Below are 16,965 nucleotides of genomic sequence, written 5' to 3' on the forward strand. Positions count from 1 at the left end.
TCTGTTATCTCGGAGAAAGACGGTAGAAAGTCCACTACAATAAAAAATATGGGTGTCTATAACCAGATATCGGGCTTTGCTCAAGACTCCATTCAGCTTAATATAGCGAGTCATGTACAGATGCACCTTGATAAAAACGAGATGCAATATTTGAATATAAGAGTGGGAGATGAAAAAGGAGACGGAAGCTTGAGAATTGCTTCAGACAACACTATCCAGTCTCTAAAATTGAATGTCCTGGCAAAAAGCACGGTAGAAATATTAGATAGTGACATCCAAAAAATCGACCATAAACTGTCGGAAGGGGCAATAGTCGCCTTTAGAGGGAAAGTTTTATCCCTGCTAAATAATTGAGACATAAAAAAACGGGAGCACCAATGGAACTCCCGTTTTTTTCTTTGCAGTTTAAACTGCGGGCTCAGTTTCTGTAGAGCCGTTCACTCTCGTTTTTACATTATCAACGGCCTGATTCTTTAAATCTGCCAGTTTATCAATTCCTTGTCTCGCTTTATCACGAACAGTGCCGCTAAAGCCGTTAACCGAATCTGCAATGGTACTGCGAGTTTCTGAACCAGCAGATGGAGCGAAAAGAATTCCCAGGATCCCTCCTACTGCCAATCCTATAGCGGCCACTGCAATTAACTTCGCAGTTTCGTCATTATTATTACTTCTTGAATTTGTGCGGGTTACATCTTTAAATAGAGATTCCGCATCGCTTAATAGCTCTTTGTAGTTTTTCATAATATTTGTGTTAAGTGGATGAATGATGATATCTGATTAAAAGCCATTCTATATAATTTAAACAGCTGACTATATTAATAACAGCTTATTCTAAGAATAGTTCTATAAATCTGGACTTAAGCTAGCGAAATGATTGCCTGAAAGCGACCAGAACCTCCAAAAACACATCACGGTCCAGATCACCCCCTGCAGGGCGATCTGGCGGAACCGGCACTCCCCTCTTGTATACTACCGGAAACATGCTAATAAAATCCTTTAAAGAAAACTCATAGCTGAGCCAGGAGTATTTATTGTAAATGTCAGACAACCGCATTTCAAATAGTTTGGTTCGGTATGGATCGTAGTGCATTGGTGTGTAAAAAATGGAATAACACAGATTTGTAATGGGAGTTTACCTGAGCTCAAAATTTTCAGAAACTGTAACAGAAGCTAAGTGGAAGAAGAATCAAATGGCTTAATCCGGCTGAACCAGCTTTTCCTAAATCGGGCCTGCGAGGGATTGGCGGCTATTATCTGGTTATATTTTTCTGCGCGGAGGACGTTAATTGCATCATACAAAACCTTCGGCTCCATTGCGTTAGCTCCTGCGAGCGTTACCGGGCCGATAATGCTATCTACTAAAACTGCAGGGACAATGGCGCTCTGCAAAAATTTTGATGCGCGTCCGACGCCCATGTTCACTGCTATATCAAACAGTTGATTTGCAACTTGCTGCGAGTTGATTGAGTCCAGCTTTATAACATCCCAATAGTTGCCTTTGTAAAATTGCAGAATCTGGCCATTCAGTTCAATATCGTTTGCCAATGCTTGATTCAGATTGTCGGGGCTTGCGAGCTTAATTTTATCTATTATAGCCCAACCCCGCCATTGTGGCCAGAAGGTGCGTGTAATTCCCCGCCAGGTTTCTCCGCCTCTGTCTAGCGGGTCGTTTGCATACCCGCCTTCGTTCTGCATTGTGATGCGATAGGCTTCCTTAAAATCTGCCATATATATTTGCAGGTTGGCTAATATAACTCATCGTTGCAGGTCAGAAGTAGTAATTAATGCCTGCTTAGCTCAAATATAAGAATACAATTGAAATGGAAAAACAAGATTTTTTTTGAGATTACTGCACTAAAAATCAGACTATTTGTAATAGTTATGTCTTTTTGGAACTAAATAATATGCAATAAATCACGCAAAATTCCACTATAATAGACATTCCCGGAATACTCAAAAATTGGGCTTAAAGGTTTTAAACCCATAAAAAGAGGCATAACAAGTAGTCGAACACCTCGAAAAAGCCCAAAAACGCCTCTTATTTCTGAGAGGTCTGAGGCAAAATAAATAAAAATACGCCCCGTTTAAGTTTCAAACAATCTAACAAACACATATTGTATGCCGCAATATGATGAGTGAAAACAAAAGGTTCTATTTAAAAAAACATCTTATGAAAAAATTTGAAGGTCTAAAAAAAGTAAGCAAGAGAAAAGTTTTATACTACGCTTTGATTGTTTCTATTAGCTACGGCATTGGAAATTATGTCTCACCAGTATCATCGGTATCAGCAACTGAAAATTATGTAAAAACCGATTCCACTACTCAACAATTCTCTGAAGAGGCAATGCTTTCTTTTATGAAAGAACTTAAAATCAAATACCCTGAAACAGTTTTAGCGCAGGCTAGATTAGAAACAGGAAACTTTACATCGGACATCTTCAAAGAAAATCATAACTTATTTGGAATGAAGGTGGCTGGAAAGAGACCTACTTCAGCTATCGGAGTACACAGAGGCCATGCACAATACAGAGACTGGAAAGATTCGGTGATTGACTATGCATTATTTCAAAGCTATATAATCGCTAAATTGCCTAAAAACAACATCCAGGAGTACAGAAACTATATACAAAAGTTTTATTCAGAAACATCTGATTACTTAACTCGTATTGACAGAACGATTAAACACGACAGGTCAAAAATAGCTTTAGCTTACCAGATGAATGGAGCATTCTAAAGCAAAATAATATTTAGAAAGATGCCTGGCAGAAACGCCGGGCATCTTTTGTTTTCACCCAGTCCTGCATTGGCTGCACGGGTGGATCGAATTACAAATTTCACAAACATTTACCTAGTTCTCAATATTCTCATTTTATGACAATCAGTCGTTATCACTGATTAAATAGAAGATTATGAAGAACATAGGATTAATACTTGCAACAGGTTTAATATCCGCCGTAGCTGCCGTCGGAGGATACAGGTATATTGACAACAGAGAAAGCGAAAGCCCCGAGCTTCTGCCGGAAAACAATTACAAAGTCAACTTCGCAAACTATACAGAAACGCCCTCCCCGGCTGCAACCGAATTCACGCAGGCGGCAGCCGCAGTAACACCAGCCGTTGTACATATCAAGACAACCTATACCGGCTCGCAAAGCAGGCGTAATCCAATAGAAGAGTTTTTTGGCGGCCCGGGTTCAGGCACACCTGCACGAGCGTCGGGTTCGGGGGTACTTGTAAGCGCCGATGGATATATCGTTACAAATAACCATGTAGTTGAAAACGCTTCTGCAATAGAAGTTGTATTGCCCGACAGGCGATCTTTTGCAGGCAAACTGATTGGCCGTGATCCCAGCACCGACCTGGCCCTTATAAAAGTGGAGGGTTCGAATTTACCGGTAGTTGCCATGGGGAATTCTGATGAAGTACAGGTGGGTGAATGGGTTCTTGCTGTGGGGTATCCCTTATCTCTTAATTCGACTGTTACAGCAGGCATAATAAGTGCAAAAGGCCGGAGTATAGGGATCCTCGACCAACCGGGTCAGGGAAATCCTGGTGCTACCCCGGGTGTAAGCACTGCCATAGAATCTTTTATCCAGACAGATGCCGCTATTAATCCCGGAAACAGCGGAGGAGCGCTGGTAAATACCAATGGCCAGTTAATAGGGATAAATGCTGCTATTGCTTCGCAAACCGGAAGTTATGCAGGCTATGGTTTTGCTATTCCTATCAATCTGGCAAAAAAGGTAATTAATGACCTGCGGAGCTACGGCGAGGTAAGACGTGGCTTTTTGGGAGTTAGCTTTCCTACCCCCGCGACCGAAGATGAGCGATTACGCGAGCAAGGTATAAATCCAGGCTCCGTTCAGGGAGTATATATTATGGATGTACAAAGCGGCGGTGCAGCCGCAGCGGCGGGCTTACGGGCCGGAGACATTATCCAGAGTATTGACGGTGTACGAGTTAATTCCTCGTCGGAGTTTTCTGAAAGAATAGCGAGACATCGGCCTGGCGACAGGGTTGAACTCACCTACCTTAGAAACGGCCGGACTACTACCACAAGCGCAACTTTGAAAGGAGAGGAAGAAACAGAAAGGCTTGCCAGAAGCACCAGCACAACAGCGCTACGAAGCAAATTGGGCGTCAGCGTTAGTCCTTTGCCAGCAAGGGCAAAACAGTATTACAGGTTAAACTCTGGCTTACTGGTTACAGCAGTAGAACGGGGAAGTTTCTTTGAAAGATATGGCTTAACCAGAAATACCATAATTACCCAGGTAAACGGACGACCGGTAAACAACGCTGCCGAACTGGATGCTGCACTTGCTTTATCAAGGAACGGCGTAGCCAGGCTCGAAGTGATCAGTCCGGAGGGAATGCGGTACCTGGTTAATTTCCCTTTGGGAGCTTAGATTAATCGGGGTGTCGATGAAGACGATTATCTTTACTGTGACGAAGTAGAAATAACGTACTTTTTCGACACCCTTTATAACTTTCACAAAAGATATCTTTCGCTTAGTCCGCGACTTCCCTATGTCGTTACGTTTATAGAATCAACATGCTGCGCAGCGATCACCTTTCCTAACTTTTCCAGGGCAATAACCATCTTAGGCTCTTCAACATTAGAAAAATTCAATCTCAACGTCTGCTTGTCGGGATTGTGTGCGTAAAATGCATCTCCCGGCACAAACAGGATTTGTTCTTTAAGAGCCAAATCCAAAAACACTCTCGCAGAAAGGCCTTCAGGTAAACGGAGCCAGCAAAACATTCCACCCTGAGGCCGCGTGTAGCTCACAGCGAATGGGAAATGATGATGTAAACATTCCAGCATAGTATCTCGCTGACGCTTATATGTAGCCCTGATACAGCTTATATGCGTATCCAGGTTGTACCGATTCAAAAACTCGTTGAGAATAAATTGCGTGAGATTACCCGAATGCAGATCTGATGCTTGTTTTAAAATGGTCGCTTTTTTAATAATTTCAGGACTGGCGATCATCCATCCCAATCGTAAACCAGGAGCGATAATTTTAGAGAAAGACCCGAGCAATATGGTTTGCCCGGGCAAATAAGAATAAACAGGCATTCGCTTTTCTTCGTTAAATGAGAGTTCGCCGTAAGGATCATCTTCCACAAATACGGTTTGATAAGCCTTCAGAATTTCAGCTACTTTTTGTCGTTTCTGATCGCTATAGCTAATCCCGGTAGGGTTCTGAAAGTTCGGAACCCCATAAAGCAACTTCACGTGGTCTGTTCTCAAAACCCCGGCAAGTTCGTCCGTATTAATGCCGTCCTCTTCCAGAGTTATTTCCCGCAACTCTGCTTCAAACATAGCAAAGCACTGCAAAGCCCCAAGATACGCCGGCCGCTCCACCAGAACTTTATCTCCCGGATTTAGAAATAACTTGCAAATCAGGTCGAGAGCTTGCTGTGACCCATTGGTAATTAAAACCTGCTCTGCCAAAATATCAAGGTTGTACAGTTGTTTGTACCGGTTTGCGATACTTAGCCGTAAGGAATAAAGCCCTTCCGACTCTGCGTACTGAAGTGCTTTGGGGCCATATTCATTGAAAACATGGGCGGCACATTCGGCAAGTTCGGCTACGGGAAATAACGCGGGGTTAGGCAATCCGCCGGCGAAAGAAGTTATTCGCGGATCGGACGCTACTTTTAAAATCTCGCGGATAAACGATTGGGGAACCTGGTCTACCCGGCTTGCAAATGCATTTTGTTGTGTTGTGGGGTTCATATGATTTATTTATGTACAAAAAAAGCCTCCCGTTTTTGGCGGAAGGCTGATGAATTAAAGGCTATTATTTCCTATATCAATCTCCCCGCCAGGATAACCCCACCACGACAATTGCCAGAATGACTGCAGAAAAACTGATATATTGATTTTTATCCATTTTGTAATAACAAAAAAAACCCGGCCAAATCTGGACGGGTTTTAATTTATGTTTTTATATAACACCCCCGTCAATCAGCACTTAGTGCGACTGCAACGACAGAAATGATATATAGATTTTGCTTCATATCTTTCAAATATAGAAGATTAACTTATAAATTACAATGAAATATAAATTTCTACAAAACGGCAGAAGGCGTTTTTTCGGATATAAATTCTAACAAATCCTGATTGAGCTCTTCCCTGTTAGTTAGAAACAAACCGTGCGGCGCATCTTCATAAACAATATATTTTGCACCCGAAATAAGGCGTGCTGCCTGCTCGCCGGTGGGTTCGATAGGCACAATTTTGTCGCTGTCGCCATGAATAATAAGTGTAGGAACGTTGACAGTGTGCATTTCAGTTCTGAAATCTGTTTCACCAAAAGCGTGAACGCAATCAATTGTAGCTTTAGGCGAAGCCTGCATCGCAAGCATCAAATTCCAATCGAGCATCGCCTGACTTACCTGATGACTTATCAGATTTACCCCATAAAACATCTTGGAAAATCCGGACAAGAAAGAAGCACGATCTTCCTGGATATTACTAATCATTTCGTGAAAGGCCTCTAAAGGGACTCCATCCGGATTATCCTCTGTTTTAAGGGTATAGGGCACTATCGATGCAAGGAGAATTACTTTAGACACTCGCGCACCGCCATGACGGCTAAAATATCTTACTACTTCGCCACCTCCCATCGAAAATCCAACCAAAGTTACATTTTCAAGTTCAAGCTGATCCAGAACTGCTTTTAAATCGTCGGCGAAGGTGTCGTAATCATAACCATTCCATGGTTTATCAGATTTACCAAATCCCCGGCGGTCGTAAGCAATACATCTTAAACCCATTTCCGGAAGCACACGCATTTGATGCTCCCACATTTGATGATCTAACGGCCAGCCGTGAATAAAAACTACAGGGTTTCCTGAACCCCAATCTTCGTAATATAGATTAAGCGGTGTTCCGTCTGCATTTTGAGATGTGATAAATTTCATTTGGTGATTTTTATAGATAAAACTATATACAAACCCACTGAAACGCAGAATGTTTGCTTATCGAAAAGTTTGGCATCGGAACATCTCAGAACCATAGATTTTCGATATCCAAAGCTCTTGTAATACCATAAAGTAAAAGACGCTACCCGAAGCGACCTCCATAAGTATTCTTAAACCGACTTAGCCTTCGCATAAGGTTCTTCTAAAATAAAAGGCTGATTCTTTAAACGCTTGCCACTTGCTTTAAAAATTGCATTAGCCACAGCTCCCCCGGTTGGTGGGAGTGCAGGCTCTCCAAGACCGGTTGGCGAAATACCATTATTCACAAAGAATACATCCACCTCGGGAACCTCCTTCATCCGGATTAAGCGGTATTTGTTATAATTATTCTGATCTGGAACACCGTTTTTGAAAGTGAGGTTGCCATACATGGCATGACCAAGTCCATCCACAATTCCCCCCATCACCTGCTGGCGGGCTCCGCTAAGGTTTATAACTTCGCCACAATCTACTGCGGCATAAATTTTTTGAATAACGGGCTTGCCGGCCTTCACAAGTACATCCGCAACCTGAGCCACATACGAAGCATGTGAAAAATAAACACTAAATCCCTGCGACACATCTTTTTTGGTTCCCCATCCGGATTTTTCTGCAGCCAGTTTAATCACGCCGATCATCCGGTCAATATCGTAACGGACAGCGCCGGCGGGAGATGTTTTAGCCTTTTCCAGCAATCCCAATCTAAATTCGATGGGGTCGTTCTTAGCGGCCTCGGCAACCTCATCCAGAAAAGCCTGTTCGGCATATCCCAAAAAATTAGTTATCGGAGCTCTCCAAGGCGCTGTTGTTATCGGTGATTTATGTTCAATAGAATCAATCAAAAGGTGATCAACCGCGCCCGACGGGAAGTTATTCTCGCGGGTGGGATTGCCTGCGTTGATGCCTGCGCCCCGCAGTTTATATCCTACCATATTGCCTGAAGCGTCTAAGGCTGCTTCAAAGCGATACCGAACCGAAGGACGGTACGATCCGCCGGCCATATCATCTTCCCGGGTCCAGATCACCTTAACCGGAGCTTTAATAATACTCGAAAGCTCTGCAGCTTCCAGCACATAGTCGGTCATTAGCCTTCGTCCGAACCCACCTCCCAGACGGGTAATCTCTACGGTAACCTTGTCCTCCGAAATATTCAGCAGCCTTGCAACACCCTTTCGGGCGCTATCGGGTGTTTGAGTGGGCCCGGCAAGCTCTACCCCATCCTCGCGAACATGGGCAAAGAAGTTCATCGGCTCCATTGGATTATGTGGCAAAAACGGACACTGATATTCACTTTTTATAACCTTTGCTGCGTTCTTGAAAGCAGATTCCACATCGCCCTCCATTCTTCGAACCTGTGCCTTGTCGCTATTCAGTAATTCAGCAAAGATCTTATCATGGTCGGCAGAACTTTCAATATTACCTTCTTTTTCGTATTCTATTTTTAGAGCTTTCCGGGCTTTGTTTATTTGCCAGGTAGACTTACCCACCACAGCCACCTTATTTTTAAAGGTTACAACATCGATAATACCGGGCATGGCTTTAGCCGCCGCTGCATCTACAGACTTCACTTTCATACCAAAACCTTCGGGGCGCTGAATCATTGCAAGAAGCATCCCTTCGCGATGAAAATCCAGACCGAACATAGGTTTTCCGGTAATTATATTTTTATTCTCAACGTTCCTCAGAGCTTTACCGATCAACTTAAAATCTTTCCTGTCTTTAAGTTTAACGTCGGATGGGACGGCCAATTTTGAAGCCTCTTCTGCTAATTCACCGTAGTTTAATTTTTTACCGGAGGTAGAATGAATTACAAAACCATCGCTTGCGCTGCACTCGCTCAAAGGCACATTCCATCGCTTTGAAGCTGCCTCGACCAGCATCGCCCGAGCTGTAGCGCCTGCTTTACGCAAGATCATCCAGGAATGAGGCACTGCACCGCTTCCGCCCGTAACCTGACGCTGAAATTTTTTAGTATCCAGAGCAGCCTGAACTACACTAACCGTTTTCCAGTCTGCATCCAGTTCTTCTGCCACCACCATCGGAAATGACGTTTTTATATTCTGTCCTAATTCGGGATTTGGGGAGAAGATAGTGATGATATTGTCGCTGGAAATCGTAAGAAAGCTATTAAACTCTGCTTTTCCGGCGGCCAATACAGTTTTTGAAACTACTGAAGGCATCTCAGCTTTTGCGCTGAACCAATTAAATCCAAGCACCAATCCACCTCCGGCGGTTGCTGCCATTTTTAAAAAATCACGTCTGCTGGTTGATTGTGCCATGGTTATGCTTTAGTACTGGCTAACTTAACTGCTTCTTTTATTCGGTGATAAGCGCCGCAACGGCAAATATTGGCGTGCATAGCATTATCAATCTGGTCTGCTGTGGGTTTTGGGGTATTTTTTAGAAATGCCGCAGCTGTCATAATCTGGCCGGCCTGGCAATATCCGCATTGCGCTACGTCAACTTCGTCCCAAGCTTTCTGCACAGGATGATCTCCATTTTGAGACAATCCCTCGATAGTAACCACCTTTTGTGTTCCCACAGCGGCAACAGGAAGAGTACAAGACCGTATTGCCTGTCCGTTTAAATGAACCGTGCAGGCTCCGCATGCTCCAATTCCGCAGCCATACTTGGTGCCTACTAATCCAAAATCATCTCGCAACACCCATAATAACGGTGTATCTGGTTCTACATCTGCCTGGTAAGTGCGCCCGTTAATTTGAAGCTTGTAATTCGCCATGGATAAAACATTTAGTGGTAAGCTAAATTAAAGAAATCTTGTCCTTTTTATTTAACGTAACGAATTCGTTAATCAATTATTTGCAGGACAGGAAAATGCCTCTTAAAATTAATATTGTAATTTAGCGGCGTACGATGAGCGCCCCGACAGAGATTGAAACAATAAGCATTTTAGGCTGTGGCTGGTATGGATTTGCGCTGGCAAAACAACTGCTGGACGAAGGATTTAAGGTGAAAGGTTCATCGACTTCTGACGAAAAGCTTAGCACACTTTATGAGCATGGAATAGAGCCATATAAGGTGATTTTCGAACCAGAGAAAGAAGCGTATGACCTCCAATTTTTCGATTGCGATGTACTGATTATCAGCATTCCTCCCAAAAGAAGCTCTGGCGAGGCAGCATTATATCCCGAAAAAATCCGAAAAATAACAGAGGCCGCCTGTAGGCATCAGGTAAAACGGTTGATTTTTATTAGCTCGACCGCGGTATATGGCGACTGTAATATGGAGGTAACAGAAGATAATACTCCAAACCCGGATACAGAATCGGGCGAGGCAATGTTAGCTGCTGAAAGTATTGTTCGCCAGAAGAGCACATTTCTGACAACAATCGTCCGTTTTGGAGGCCTTATCGGCCCCGCCCGCGATCCGGCCAGGTTCTTTGCAGGAAAAAAGGACATCCCTAATGGAAAAGCTCCGGTGAACTTGATTCACCTGGAAGATTGTATAGGACTGACGCTGGAAATTGTACGGAAAAATACTTTTGGCTACACATTTAATGCCTGCTGCACTGATCATCCTGCTAAGATGGATTTCTATACGAAAGCAGCCGCAAAAAGCGGACTGGCGATCCCGCAATTTATTGACGAGCGCACAAAGTGGAAAATAGTATCGAGCAGTTACCTGGATGCAGTTGTAGGATATCCAATGGGGACGCTCGATAAAAGTTAACCAGAAACCCTGCTCCCCGCTTCCCGAATTACCACTACCAACTCCATTGCTTATGGGGTATTACTTTACGGCTCGATACAGGGGCTATCCCTTTAGCTTCAGAAATTAGATCATTCTGCCGGAAATTAATCCTATTGATAATTAGTGTCCCAATACAGAACTTCTCCATTGTTATCAGCGTTAGCCATCCGGGATAGTTTGATGCATTTCAGCAGGTTACGGCCTGAGAAATTTATTATTGCTCGATGGACATTCATTATCCCTTGTGTTAAAAAACTCATAATTGTATTGACTCCCCAGAGGGTCCAAATACTTATTATGAAAAATTTTGTTTTTGAAAAACATTTGTAGCCGGCTTGCTGTTTTATAATTACTCATACGATAGGGATATTCGGTACGGATTCATGGGTTCAAGTCCTGAAGGAAACACGATTTCTGAAAAGGCTCTCGCATTTAATTTTTTTTAGTCAAGCAAAATATACTTATTTAATGGACGTTCTATTTTCTAAATCCTTGAGAACAACTCATTTAGACATCTACCGAATTGTCATATAATGTTCTGCTGTTTAGAAAAGGGAATAATCTGAGAAGAATAAGAATTATATAACACGAGAGAATCATTTAAATTTATTACCCATGAGGAAAAGTTCTACAAACCCGAAAGTTGAATTGGCAGAAACAATTAACTTTATTTTACAAAACCTTCCAGATCCAAAAGACAACAGCGTGTCAACGATTAAAGACGAACTGCTTGTAAACGACAAAAAAGTTATTTATCTGGCGCAAAAGAGCAAAGGTGCGCAGGGATTTTATTGGAACATTTCTCTAAATTAATTGGTCGCAACAGACGATATATACAGAGATAATATTAGACCCAATTTATATTCCTATAATTTTTACAGAGCTGCCTAACAAAATAGGCGGCTTTTCCTTTTTCTCTCGGGGAGCCACCTCGCCATTTGTCCTAATTTGACTTAGGCTCTTTACGCTGTAGCCGGGTGTTCAATTTTGCAACGAACAAAATGCTGAGCAGCGTTATGGCAATACTGATATATCCTGTTACCTCATAATTCAGTATAGCATTTGAAGGAGATTTCACCACAATCATTCCTGCGAGTACGGATGCCAGCCCTACGAAGATTTGTTGAACAGACGAGTTGATACTCATAAAGCTACCCCGCCGCCCCGGCTCTACTACATTACTCACCATTGCCTGCGCAGGAATCATGCGTCCGGAGGATACTACAAACCAGAAACCGGTTACGCACAACACAAGAAAAAATGGCATAGCAGGAAGATTAGTAATGATCGCGATCGGAAATATCGCAAGCAGGGCCATTGTCACAAACAAACGATGCTTACCTATTTTATCTGCCACACGGCCCAAAACCGGCGATGAGACCAGTGTTAAAGCCCCTCCTATCATATAAATCATTGGAGTTTGTGATTTACTGAACCCCATATTAAATTCCATAAAAGGATTAAGAAAAGGGATAATCAAAAAATGACCGAGCATGATAGATGCTGAAAGACATAATGCGAGTAATTGATCTTTATCTGCAACGATATCTTTCAGTAGTACTAAGGGGGCTATCTGCTTTTTCTTTTCCTTAGTATGAGCGTCCATTTTAGGCAAATATTTTATCAGAAATGGAAGAAGAATTAAACCAATTCCGGCCACAAAAAAGAATGGCCCATGCCAATTAAAAATATTAGAAAGATATAGCGAAAAAGGAACACCGAATACAGAGGCGACAGAAAATGCTGCCATTATAAATCCCATGGCGGTTCCGCGGCGCTGATAGGGGATCAAATCGGCCACAATAGACAACACCTGGGCTCCTATTAAACCACCGAAAATACCAGCAACAACTCTCGAGATTAGTAAAACGATATAAGAAGGCGACACCGCACAGCATAAGGTACCGACAAGAAAACCGCAATATCCAAAGAGTAAAACTTGCTTTCGATCGAAATTATCGACAAAAAAAGCTGCCAAAAAACCAGAGATCGCGGCGCTGAAAGTATACGCCGCTACCAGCATAGAAAACTGCTGTGACGAGATATCAAAATATGGCATCAGGTAATTACCTAATGGCATCATGATCATAAAATCAAGTATATGAGTGAAGTTGAGCGCCGCAAGCAACAACAATATAATCTTCTCCTTTGTGTTCATTTTGTGTGTGTGTGCCAGACAATAGTAATTAAATACCGGCTAAAAGGAGATAAAAGAGCTAAAAGCTGACAAAAAGCTGTTAAACTATGGTGTCTTGGAAAAGAACATTCAGAGCTTGGGGTACCGTCAATTCATCATCCGGTTGTATTTGCCCTTATATTGAATGGGAGAAAGCCCGGTAAACTTCTTAAATGTGCTTCGAAAAGCTTTGGTATCAGTATATCCCACTTTGTACATTACTTCATTAATATTCTCGCGTGAAGATTCGAGGCTGATTTTTGCTGCCTCGATCTTTACTCTTTGAATATATTCTACCACTGTATTGGAAGTTGCCTTTTTAAATCTTCGTTCGAGATTTCTTCGGCCAAGTGCAAACATAGAAGCGAGCTGATCTACCGTTATCTTTTCCTGAAAATTCTTTTCTATAAAATCCTGAGCCTTTCTTATTTGCTCATCTTCATGTCCTTTTTGTCCCTGAAATATTGTAAACGATAATTGGTTATCACGCTCAATTTCAATTGCAAATACTTTCGCTGCAAGAATAGCAATATCCCGACCAGCATATTTTTCAATAAGATGCAAAATGAGATTGAGATAAGAGAAAGCACCTCCGCTCGAATATATTCCCTTCTCATCGGTGATAACTTTTTCGGTAACCAATGTCACCTCTGGAAACATCGACCTGAAAGCACTTTCCGCCATCCAGTGAGTAGCACATTTCCGTCCGTTTATCAACCCCGTTGACGCAAGCAAAAATGCGCCAAGGCAAAGGCTTGCGACCTCTGCCCCACCTTCGTACTGCTTTTTAATCCAGGGAATAAACGCCCGGTTCTTTTCTATTCCTTCTGTGAGGTCGCCGTCTATGGCGGGAATTATTATCAGATCGGTTTTTTTAACATCCTTAATCAACAAACTGGTATTGGCTGTAAAAGAACCGCCGCTTAGAGGTGTTTCTTTACTGATTCCGACCAGGTTTACATCAAACAAGGCAGGCGCGCCCTTGGCCTTAAAAAACTCATTTACCTGCGTAAACAACTGGCGCGAACCTTCAAGACTACCTAAGATAGCACCCTGTGGAACTAAGATTGAAATGTGTTTCATATGATAAAGGTAAGTTTTAGCAAGTATGCCGTCAACCTTCCGCTTTGATATTATTCAGTATTGAGCCAATGTATGTAGTTCGATGACAGTAACTTCCGGCCATATGCCAACTCTTCCGGAAAACCCCAAAAAACCAAAACCCCGATTTACGTATAAATACCGGCCGTGGGCCCTAGCAAGACCCGCCCAATTGGGATACCGATACTTTACAGGACTCCATTTAAACCCAAACATTTCTATTCCAAACTGCATCCCATGAGTATGTCCCGAGAGCGTGACGTGAATATTTCCTGAATGATTTTTTACCATTGCATCCCAGTGCGACGGATCATGAGAAAGAAGAACCTTTACAGTTTTATCGTCCAAACCATTCAATGCTTTCTCCAGGTCACCACGCTGGCCAAAACCCAGACCCCAGTTCTCTACTCCGAGTAATGCAATGCTCTCCCCTCCTTTCTCAATCTTAACGTGTTGGTCGAGCAACAAACGAAAACCTAATTTTTCGTGGTTAGCCTTTAATTGCTCCAGATTTCTTCTTTTCTCTTCGGCGCTGTCCCAACGTATATAATCTCCATAATCATGATTCCCTAATACCGAGAACTTGCCATGCGTAGCTTCGATCTTCGCAAAAACATCAATCCATGGTTCTATTTCAGAAGCTTGATTGTTCACCAAATCTCCTGTAAACACAAACAGGTCCGAACGCTGAGCGTTAATTAAGGCTATTCCGCGCTGTACTCCTTTTATGCTATCAAGACTTCCGGCATGAATATCCGAGATTTGGGTAATGGTGAATCCATCAAAGCTTTTTGGCAGATCTTCCAAATAAATTCTCGCCTTCCGTACTTTGTAATGGTATTTGCCCCGCGTTACACCAAAAATAAATGAAAGAAAGGGAATACTGGCGAACAATAGTCCTGCACGACCAAAACTATCTGAACGCAAGGGATATTCGCCTATAAGCCCGGCAAAAACCCTGTAAACATCCTCGCCGAGTAAAACGAGAGCGAAAGCCAGCTTCGACACAAATAGCGCCGAAAACACGTTAAACACTGCGTTAAACAACAGAGTAAACTTGCCTGTGGGAATCGCTCTGTAAAAATTAGTAACGAAAGCTGCTAACACGGCCAACGAACCAAACCAGAACAGGTAGAATATTACCAGACGGAACTCCCCGCTATAGGGATGACAAAGCGCTTTCAGCCCCTGGAATACGTAAAAATCCAGAAGCAGAGATATTAAAACAATGATAAAAACGGGCACACTTAATTTACGCATAAAGTAACGTGGTGTAAGATTGATTATTAACTCTTAAATCAAATGACGAACTAATCCTGAACATATCTTATTATTTTTATTTTTCTTTACTTCGTTGGTATGGATCAAAAAAATAATCCTTTGCATGGCAAAACGCTTGAAGCAATTTTAAACTATCTTGTAGAACGTTATGGATGGAACGAACTGGCCAGGCAAGTCCGGATTAACTGTTTTGTCAATAATCCTAATATTAAATCGAGTTTAACCTTTCTTCGAAAAACTCCATGGGCCAGAAAAAAAGTAGAAGATTTATATCTTAAAAGCTTGCCGCCTTCGGGTTAGGGTATAAACCCGGTCAACACAATTTTACAAAAGCTGTGGATAGCTTATCAGATATTTGTAGCTCAATAACCAATTAATGACAAAAAATCTTTTCTTGCTCCTGATGCTGCTAGTTAGCAGCACTCTGGTAAAGTCGGCCACCTTTTATGTGGCTATTAATGGTTCCGATCTTAATCCGGGCAGTATTAATAAACCATTTTCGAGCATACAAAAAGCTCAGGAAGCCGTTAGTCCGGGAGACACTGTCTATTTACGCGGCGGGACTTACTTCATGAGCGAATCGCAAATAACCCGAAAACAGGGGATTTATTCCTACGTCACTTACTTAAACAAGAGCGGAAAAGAAGGTGCTACTATAAAATATTGGGCCTATCCGGGAGAAAGACCTGTTTTCAACTACACAAATGTAAAGCCTGCAACCCGTGTAATTGCATTTTACGTCTCGGGTTCGTTTATCCATTTTAAGGGGTTTGAAGTGGTTGGCGTACAGGTTACGTTATTAAACCATACCCAATCAGAATGTTTCCAGAACCATGGCAGCAATAATATTTACGAACAGCTAAGCATGCACGATGGTCAGGCTATTGGCTTTTACCTGCTGGCCGGATCTAACAACCTTATCTTAAACTGCGACGCCTACAATAATTACGATTATATTTCCGAAGGCGGCAGAGGTGGAAACACCGATGGCTTTGGCAGTCATGGAAAAAAAGGCGATGTAAATAATATATTCAGAGGATGCCGGGCATGGTTCAATAGTGACGACGGCTACGATTGCATTAACTCTTTCGAGCCGGTGATTTTTGAAAACTGCTGGGCGATGTATAATGGCTATACCCCCGACTTTAAAAGTCGTGCAGACGGAAATGGCTTTAAAGCGGGCGGTTACGGATCAAGGGCCGCCAGTACATTACCCGTCCCCATTCCGCGGAATATTATCCGTTTTTCCCTGGCCGTACGCAACAAAGCCAATGGTTTCTATTCTAATCATCATACTGCCGGAAGCGATTGGTTCAATAATTCGGCTTACAACAATTCGGTAAATTACAACATGTTAAACCGTTTAGCCGACAACAAAACGGATGTGCCGGGCTATGGCCATCTAATGCGTAATAACCTTGGATATAAGGCGCGGCTAACAGAGGTTGATAAGCTGGATGTTAAACAATCCGACGTTCGGAATAATTATTTTAATCTTCCTGTAAAAGTGGATGCAAAAGACTTCGCTGGTTTGGACGAATCCGAACTAATTAAACCCCGCAAAGCGGATGGAAGCCTCCCGGATGTACAGTTTATGCGACTGGTGAGAGGAAGCGACTTAGTTAATGCAGGCCTCGATATCGGATTTACTTATAAAGGAAACAAACCGGATTTGGGATATTTGGAAGTCCGCTAATTTGAACCGCTCAAGATTACAGGCTTTT

The 16,965-nt window shown here is 42.6% G+C and carries 17 protein-coding genes; 7 read left to right on the plus strand and 10 right to left on the minus strand.

Features of this window, described 5'->3' with window-relative positions; translation table 11 throughout:
* Positions 1–48: 48 nt before the first annotated feature.
* Positions 49–354, plus strand: a complete 306-nt coding sequence (locus J3P43_RS07745; RefSeq protein WP_255900934.1) for a hypothetical protein — start codon at positions 49–51, stop codon at positions 352–354.
* 51 nt (positions 355–405) lie between these two features.
* Here the strand turns inward: J3P43_RS07745 and J3P43_RS07750 are convergent, their stop codons facing one another.
* From J3P43_RS07750 to J3P43_RS07760, 3 genes are all read right to left on the minus strand, one after another.
* Entirely contained in the window at positions 406–741 is a 336-nt protein-coding gene (locus J3P43_RS07750) for a YtxH domain-containing protein (protein ID WP_255900935.1), read from the minus strand.
* A gap of 121 nt (positions 742–862) precedes the next feature.
* A complete protein-coding gene (locus J3P43_RS07755; protein ID WP_255900937.1) occupies positions 863–1,090 on the minus strand; it encodes a hypothetical protein in 228 nt (75 codons plus the stop codon).
* Positions 1,091–1,170: 80 nt separating this feature from the next.
* Complete coding sequence (locus tag J3P43_RS07760) at positions 1,171–1,728, minus strand: glycoside hydrolase family 108 protein (protein WP_255900939.1); 558 nt, start codon at positions 1,726–1,728, stop codon at positions 1,171–1,173.
* Between the two features lie 442 nt (positions 1,729–2,170).
* On the opposite strand from J3P43_RS07760, the gene J3P43_RS07765 reads away from it, so the two are divergent.
* On the plus strand, positions 2,171–2,734 hold the full coding sequence (locus tag J3P43_RS07765; protein ID WP_255900941.1) for a glucosaminidase domain-containing protein: 564 nt from the start codon (positions 2,171–2,173) through the stop codon (positions 2,732–2,734).
* Positions 2,735–2,909: 175 nt separating this feature from the next.
* A complete protein-coding gene (locus tag J3P43_RS07770) occupies positions 2,910–4,406 on the plus strand; it encodes a trypsin-like peptidase domain-containing protein (RefSeq protein ID WP_255900944.1) in 1,497 nt (498 codons plus the stop codon).
* Positions 4,407–4,525: 119 nt separating this feature from the next.
* Here the strand turns inward: J3P43_RS07770 and J3P43_RS07775 are convergent, their stop codons facing one another.
* The 4 genes from J3P43_RS07775 to J3P43_RS07790 all read right to left on the minus strand — a co-directional run bounded on the left by J3P43_RS07775 (position 4,526) and on the right by J3P43_RS07790 (position 9,712).
* Entirely contained in the window at positions 4,526–5,743 is a 1,218-nt protein-coding gene (locus J3P43_RS07775; protein WP_255900945.1) for an aminotransferase-like domain-containing protein, read from the minus strand.
* Between the two features lie 335 nt (positions 5,744–6,078).
* Complete coding sequence (locus J3P43_RS07780; RefSeq protein ID WP_255900947.1) at positions 6,079–6,933, minus strand: alpha/beta fold hydrolase; 855 nt, start codon at positions 6,931–6,933, stop codon at positions 6,079–6,081.
* A gap of 170 nt (positions 6,934–7,103) precedes the next feature.
* Entirely contained in the window at positions 7,104–9,251 is a 2,148-nt protein-coding gene (locus J3P43_RS07785; RefSeq protein WP_255900950.1) for a xanthine dehydrogenase family protein molybdopterin-binding subunit, read from the minus strand.
* A 2-nt stretch (positions 9,252–9,253) separates the two neighbouring features.
* A complete protein-coding gene (locus J3P43_RS07790; RefSeq protein ID WP_255900952.1) occupies positions 9,254–9,712 on the minus strand; it encodes a (2Fe-2S)-binding protein in 459 nt (152 codons plus the stop codon).
* A 134-nt stretch (positions 9,713–9,846) separates the two neighbouring features.
* Between J3P43_RS07790 and J3P43_RS07795 the strand changes: the two genes are divergently transcribed.
* Positions 9,847–10,662, plus strand: coding sequence for an SDR family oxidoreductase (locus J3P43_RS07795; protein WP_255900953.1), 816 nt, complete (start codon positions 9,847–9,849; stop codon positions 10,660–10,662).
* A 636-nt stretch (positions 10,663–11,298) separates the two neighbouring features.
* On the plus strand, positions 11,299–11,496 hold the full coding sequence (locus J3P43_RS07800; RefSeq protein ID WP_255900955.1) for a hypothetical protein: 198 nt from the start codon (positions 11,299–11,301) through the stop codon (positions 11,494–11,496).
* A gap of 130 nt (positions 11,497–11,626) precedes the next feature.
* On the opposite strand, the gene J3P43_RS07805 is transcribed toward J3P43_RS07800, so the two are convergent.
* From J3P43_RS07805 to J3P43_RS07815, 3 genes are all read right to left on the minus strand, one after another.
* Entirely contained in the window at positions 11,627–12,841 is a 1,215-nt protein-coding gene (locus J3P43_RS07805) for an MFS transporter (RefSeq protein WP_255900956.1), read from the minus strand.
* A gap of 126 nt (positions 12,842–12,967) precedes the next feature.
* Positions 12,968–13,942: a GlxA family transcriptional regulator gene (locus J3P43_RS07810; protein ID WP_255900957.1), complete on the minus strand. Its 975-nt coding sequence runs from the start codon at positions 13,940–13,942 to the stop codon at positions 12,968–12,970.
* A 54-nt stretch (positions 13,943–13,996) separates the two neighbouring features.
* The gene (locus J3P43_RS07815; protein WP_255900959.1) at positions 13,997–15,220 is read right to left on the minus strand and encodes a metallophosphoesterase; all 1,224 of its coding nucleotides are present in this window, start codon (positions 15,218–15,220) and stop codon (positions 13,997–13,999) included.
* 99 nt (positions 15,221–15,319) lie between these two features.
* Between J3P43_RS07815 and J3P43_RS07820 the strand changes: the two genes are divergently transcribed.
* The gene (locus J3P43_RS07820) at positions 15,320–15,541 is read left to right on the plus strand and encodes a VF530 family protein (protein ID WP_255900961.1); all 222 of its coding nucleotides are present in this window, start codon (positions 15,320–15,322) and stop codon (positions 15,539–15,541) included.
* 76 nt (positions 15,542–15,617) lie between these two features.
* The gene (locus J3P43_RS07825; protein ID WP_255900963.1) at positions 15,618–16,937 is read left to right on the plus strand and encodes a right-handed parallel beta-helix repeat-containing protein; all 1,320 of its coding nucleotides are present in this window, start codon (positions 15,618–15,620) and stop codon (positions 16,935–16,937) included.
* Positions 16,938–16,965: the final 28 nt, after the last annotated feature.

Source organism: Paradesertivirga mongoliensis, from assembly GCF_024436395.1.
Lineage (GTDB): Bacteria > Bacteroidota > Bacteroidia > Sphingobacteriales > Sphingobacteriaceae > Paradesertivirga > Paradesertivirga mongoliensis.